5 protein-coding genes are annotated in these 5,207 nt (G+C 54.1%); 2 read left to right on the top strand and 3 right to left on the bottom strand.

Annotated features, from left to right (window positions below; all coding sequences use genetic code 11):
• Positions 1 to 273: 273 nt before the first annotated feature.
• The gene (locus tag VKV18_RS09630; protein ID WP_324203994.1) at positions 274 to 870 is read right to left on the bottom strand and encodes a zf-HC2 domain-containing protein; all 597 of its coding nucleotides are present in this window, start codon (positions 868 to 870) and stop codon (positions 274 to 276) included.
• An 81-nt stretch (positions 871 to 951) separates the two neighbouring features.
• Positions 952 to 1,590, bottom strand: a complete 639-nt coding sequence (locus VKV18_RS09625) for a sigma-70 family RNA polymerase sigma factor (RefSeq protein WP_324203993.1) — start codon at positions 1,588 to 1,590, stop codon at positions 952 to 954.
• A gap of 196 nt (positions 1,591 to 1,786) precedes the next feature.
• Between VKV18_RS09625 and VKV18_RS09620 the strand changes: the two genes are divergently transcribed.
• Together VKV18_RS09620 and VKV18_RS09615 are read left to right on the top strand one after the other, a co-directional pair.
• Positions 1,787 to 2,821 carry a protease pro-enzyme activation domain-containing protein gene (locus VKV18_RS09620; RefSeq protein ID WP_324203992.1) on the top strand — a complete coding sequence of 345 codons (1,035 nt, stop codon included), beginning with the start codon at positions 1,787 to 1,789 and terminating at the stop codon, positions 2,819 to 2,821.
• Positions 2,725 to 3,972 carry a S53 family peptidase gene (locus VKV18_RS09615; protein ID WP_324203991.1) on the top strand — a complete coding sequence of 416 codons (1,248 nt, stop codon included), beginning with the start codon at positions 2,725 to 2,727 and terminating at the stop codon, positions 3,970 to 3,972. The genes VKV18_RS09620 and VKV18_RS09615 overlap by 97 nt, the downstream gene beginning before the upstream one ends.
• A 139-nt stretch (positions 3,973 to 4,111) precedes the next feature.
• On the opposite strand, the gene VKV18_RS09610 is transcribed toward VKV18_RS09615, so the two are convergent.
• Positions 4,112 to 5,041, bottom strand: a complete 930-nt coding sequence (locus VKV18_RS09610) for a FixH family protein (RefSeq protein WP_324203990.1) — start codon at positions 5,039 to 5,041, stop codon at positions 4,112 to 4,114.
• Between the last annotated feature and the right edge of the window lie 166 nt (positions 5,042 to 5,207).

The raw sequence follows: 5,207 nt of genomic DNA, 5'->3' as shown, positions 1-5,207 counted from the left end.
CCTATGTTGGCCGTGGTGGTGGTTTTGCCAACACCGCCTTTGCCGGAGGTGATGACAATGACCCGTGCTTCGCATGTCATGGAGGGCGTTCTCCTAAAAGGGTGATCTTGCAGCAATTAGATGCATATTATACCCGCTCCTTTCGCGCCTCTTCGCCTAAAAGCTGTGCCCTGTTTAAATCGAAATCGCTTCTATTATCACCTAACCTGGAAATCGGTAAAAAAAGAAGCTCTTCACAAGGAAGAGCTTCCAATGGAGGATGGGGAACGGATGTCAGTGGTTAGGGAAAGTGAACGGTAGGAAACGCTGATGGTAAAAGATGGAGAACGAGGAAGGGAGCGTTTCCGGATGGAGTGGGAGAATAGGCTCGGCGTTTTGGTAGGTAACCGGTTGGGTAGGAACATAGGTATAGGAAGGGGATTCATTGTCGCTTGAGGTGGGCGTATCGTTGGTGAACGTGGAGGCGATGGTATTGCCTCCAGAATGCCACAGGATGGTGGCCGGCTGATGATGTTTTCGGTAGACAAGAAAAGCCAGCAAAAGGCAGAGTGTGGCGACGAGAACCGTGAAGCGCGGAGAGAGTTGTGGCGGTGCAAACAGCTCCCTCAGGAACTGCTGCCAGTTGAAGCTTTGCGCCACAGAAGGGCCAATTTGAGTGTCTAAGCGACGGGCTATCTGTTCGGGAATATCGCACCGGGGTGCTTTCACCCGTAGGGAAGAGAGCAGCCGCTTCGTCGTAAGAAGCTCCTGCTGTTCTTTGCGGCACGCTGCACAGCGCTGCAGGTGCGTGGTAACGAACCGATACTCATCTTCAGATAGCTCGCCATCAATATAAGCAGAAAGAAGAGATTTCACTTTGTAGCAGATCACTCTTAGGCTCTCCTATCTCTCTCTAGTTTTCCTCTATGAAAGTTGGTTGACCGATTGCGAAAAGAAGCGACAGACCAAATTTTAAGCGGTTTCCTCTATGCCAAAGCCGGTGCACGAATCGCTTTCGGCATCGGCAGGTTCCTCTTTAGGAAGGACGTTAAGTTTCTTGCGCAACATTTTACGACCCCGGTGCAGTCGCGAACGAACGGTTCCTAGCGAACAGCCCATACTCTGGGCGATCTCCTCGTACGAAAGCCCCTCGATATCTGCAAGCACAACGGCCACGCGAAACTCTACGGGAAGAGAGTTAAGGGCGAGTTGCAGGTTTTCTTCGAGGGTTTGGTTCATGAGGATGGTCTGTGGATCGGAATCGGGATCGGGGATTTCGAGGAGGATGTCGCTGTCGTTATCGCTACCGGGAAGAGGCTGGTCAAGGGATTGGATATGGCATTTGGGTTTTTTGCGAAGCTCGTCAATGAATACACGCGACATAATGCGGTAGAGCCAGTTTTCAAAGGGCATGGATCGGTTATAGCGGTCGAAGAAGCGATAGGCACGGAGAAATGCTTCTTGAGTGAGGTCTTCGGCATCGGCATGGTTGCCTGTGAGGCGATATGCGATATTGTAGGCTTGCCGATGACATCGCCGCACGAGGCGGTCGAACTCTTCACGAACGTTTTGTGCCTTAGCCGAACTGGTGACGAGATTCGCAATATCCATTTTCTTTGCTGCCTCCTCTTTGCCTTACGGCTTCTTTTAAGGCAGAAGTTCCCGTCTATCCTTTTGTCTTCGAGCGAGCGGAAGTTCTGCTCATGAATCCGAAAGGAAGGCCGACGCCCTGTGTTATAATGGAATTAGGTCTACTGCGCGTCCGTCTGAGTGTTTTGCGACGACGCTTCCTGAGAGGAGGTTTTCCATGTCTAACCGTTTCCTATGTGAAGTGCATAGAAGAAGTAGGGCTATTATATGGATGCTATTTTTGGGGGTCGTTGTGCTTGTGCCCACTAAGGTGGTGGCGCAAACGCCTTTGCAACGGCTGCCGGGGCATCTGCCCTCCATTATGGCCCTCTCGCACCCCGTGGCCAAAACGGAGCCGAATGAGGTGCTCTCGCTGACGCTGGTGTTGCCGTTGCGCCATCAGCAACAGCTTCAGCAACTGATCCGGCGATTGTATGACCCATCGGATCCGCTATATGGCCACTATCTTACACCGCAGCAGTTCACCGCATGGTTCGCCCCAACACCTCAGGAGTATGCCCAAGTAGCTCTCTGGGCGCAGGCTCAAGGTTTTCGTGTGGTTGGAACGCACAGAAATCGCCTGCTGCTCGATGTGGAGGCACCGGCTCGGACGGTAGAGAGCGCCTTTAGGCTGCATCTGCTTCAGTTTATAGGGCCGGATGGCCGCCTCTTTCGCGCTCCCGATCGCAACCCCAAGGCGCCACCGGTGCCTCTTGCTGGCGTGATTGGGCTTGATACCGCAGCCAATATCCATCCCTTTGCCCATGTGTTTTCGCAAGCCTACGATGTGCTTGGCGTCGCCCCGCACGGTGGCACCGGCCCCAACGGCGGTCTGTCTCCGTCAGACATCAAAACCGCCTATAGCTTCCCCACAGCGCAAACCGGTGCCGGCCAAATTTTGGGGCTGCTTGAACTGGATGGATATAATCCGTCGGACATTCAGGGCTACGAAAACTACTTCCACTTGCCCAACGTCCCTCTGCAGAATGTACTGATAGACGGTTTCGACGGCAAGCCGGGCAACGGCGCTATCGAAGTGACTTTCGACATCGAGCTTATGGTTGGATTGGCACCTGGGGCCTCGCGAATTATCGTCTACGAGGGACCTAATACCGCGTGGGTTATGTGGATACTTGGTCGCGTATCGCCAACGATAATCTCGCCAAGCAGGTCTCTACCTCGTGGGGTGCTCCAGAAGATCAAATGCCGCTGAGCATTATTCAAGCGGAGAACGCCATCTTCATGCAGATGGCGGCCCAAGGGCAGACCGTCTATGCGGCCTCCGGAGACAATGGCGCCTATGATGATGGTACCACGCTGAGCGTAGACGACCCGGCGGCACAGCCCTACATGGTAGGCACCGGAGGAACGCGACTCTACACGGTTAGCCCCGGCGGAGCCTGGAGCGCCGAAGTCGCTTCGGTGAAGAGCGGCGGCGGTATCAGCGCCTTGTGGCCTATTCCATCGTACCAACAAGGGCTTATCTCGGCTGCTTCCAAAGGCTCAACCACCATGCGCAACGTGCCCGATGTGGCCCTGAACTGTGACATCGGCTATGCCACTTTCCTTCAGGGGGTGTGGATAAACGTGGGGGGTACAAGCGCGTGCGCTCCCTCCTGGGCAGCTTTCACCGCGTTGGTTAATGAGGCGCGGGCGCAAGCACACCTTCCCCCTCTGGGCTTTGCCAACCCGGCGCTCTATGCCATCGCACGAAACGCCACCCACTATGCGCAGGACTTTCATGATATTACTTCGGGAAGCAACAAGTACTATCCGGCTGTGCCCGGTTATGACGATGCGACCGGCTTGGGCACCTTGATCGGTACCAACCTCTTGACGGACTTGGCGTCTCCCTCCCTACCACTGCCGACACCTTCAAATCTCATCGGCAATCCTGGCTTCGAGCAAGGCGCAAGCGATCCCTCGCCATGGCAGGTTTCCAGTCCATCTATCATCGCAGATAGCCCGCAGGAACCGCCTCACTCCGGCCAATGGGACGCTTGGTTGGGCGGGCACACCCAGCCTCAAACCGACACGCTCGAACAGTTGGTTACCTTCCCAACCTACGTTGCCGGGATGCCGGCGTTCTCTTTCTTCCTGCACATAGATACGCAACAGCATACGAACCAGGTTGTGGATACGCTTACGGTGCAGTTTATAGACCCCAGCACAGGTCGTGTGGTTTGGTCGCTGCCAACCTACTCCAACCGCAACGCACGACCGGGCTATATGTATGTTCGGAGCCTCTTCCGCACCACCGCTTTTTCAGGAAAGACGCTGCTGCTGCGCCTTACGGCACGTCAGACCACCAATGTACCTACGAACTTTGTGGTGGATGACTTTAGTCTAACGATAACCCATTAGTTAACAGTGAGAAGGGCATCTCCTGATCAGGAGATGCCCTTTTTGTTCGCCTCTACCCCAGGTAATAGAGCGGTTTTGCAGAGCAAGCCGGTATAGCCCCGCACTCCGAACGGCTTGCAGTCTGAGTGGGCGATGCCGTCTACTCTCCCTTTACCTCGAAATCGAAATTCTGCACGAAGGGTTTTGCTTTAGGTGGCGTTATGCGTAACGTAACACGCCAGGGCCCTAACATGGTGAACTCGACTTGGGTAGAGTAGACCCCCTCTTTCTCAACGACCTTTGGATGCGCCGTGCCCATGTTCATAGTCGTCATGGTTACAGAGACATCCACTTTAGCGCCTTTTATCGGTTGGCCCTGCGGATCGAGCACGCGAAAGACAAGCGTATTTTTCCCAATCTGCGGTTTGTCGAGGGGCTGCGTTAGCTCTACATGCCAGGGTGGAGGTTGAGACCAAGGCGTTTTTGAACCGACGTCGAAGAGAAAGTCGCTGCGCAACTTGCTTTGAGAGCCGATATCGCTTATTCGCACACGCCACGGACCAAGCATGGAGAAGGTGGGTTTTAACACATAATGCCCGGGTTCTGGCTCTTCGACGGTTGGATGTGCTACCCCCATATCCATGCTGGTCATCTCGACCGTGGCCTGTAGTTTAAGACCACTCAGCGGCTTGCCATCGGGGCCGGTGATAAAGAGATCGAGCTGGTTTTGGCCTACTTTGGGTGGATTGGGAGTTATGGTAGCTCGAATTTGAAGCCCGCTAGGTAAAGGTGAGACCGTTTCGGGTGCACCGGAACCCTTATCCATCCGCATACTCATGTGCTCCATGCCTGAACCACCAACCATCATGAGGTTCATCATGGTGATTTCTGCCGTCTTTGTACCGAAGCCGGTGAGGGCGCTCCAATCCTCCTTCCCCGTTACCACATAGGTCTGTTTCGGGTGCAGTATCGGCATATCTCTCATGCTTTCTTGATCGGTGGTTTGAGCGAGCGCCGCCGTTGCGAGTATATTTAGCGTAACTAAAGTCGTTAGGAGAACGCTTTGTATTTTCCAAGCCTGTGGCTTCATGGTTGTTTATCCTCTTTTCTATTCTGGGATGTACTGATGCTGTAGATTCTGAAGGGTTCGGCGAGGGCCGATGTGTTGATTGAAGATGTTTTGGAAATGGAACACAAACCCTATTTCAAACCGGTTTTCATCTTTCGGCTGTCCTACGGCGGAGGCATAAGCGCCT

The sequence above is a fragment of the Chthonomonas sp. genome (assembly GCF_035294505.1).
GTDB lineage: Bacteria > Armatimonadota > Chthonomonadetes > Chthonomonadales > Chthonomonadaceae > Chthonomonas.
Note: the sequence above shows the minus strand (reverse complement) of the source record. Positions and strands in the feature narration are given on the sequence as shown.

Coding starts and splice junctions, on each gene's coding strand:
- VKV18_RS09625 (WP_324203993.1), bottom strand. CDS start 1,590: ATGGATATTGCGAATCTCGTCACCAGTTCGGCTAAGGCACAAAACGTT.
- VKV18_RS09620 (WP_324203992.1), top strand. CDS start 1,787: ATGTCTAACCGTTTCCTATGTGAAGTGCATAGAAGAAGTAGGGCTATT.
- VKV18_RS09610 (WP_324203990.1), bottom strand. CDS start 5,041: ATGAAGCCACAGGCTTGGAAAATACAAAGCGTTCTCCTAACGACTTTA.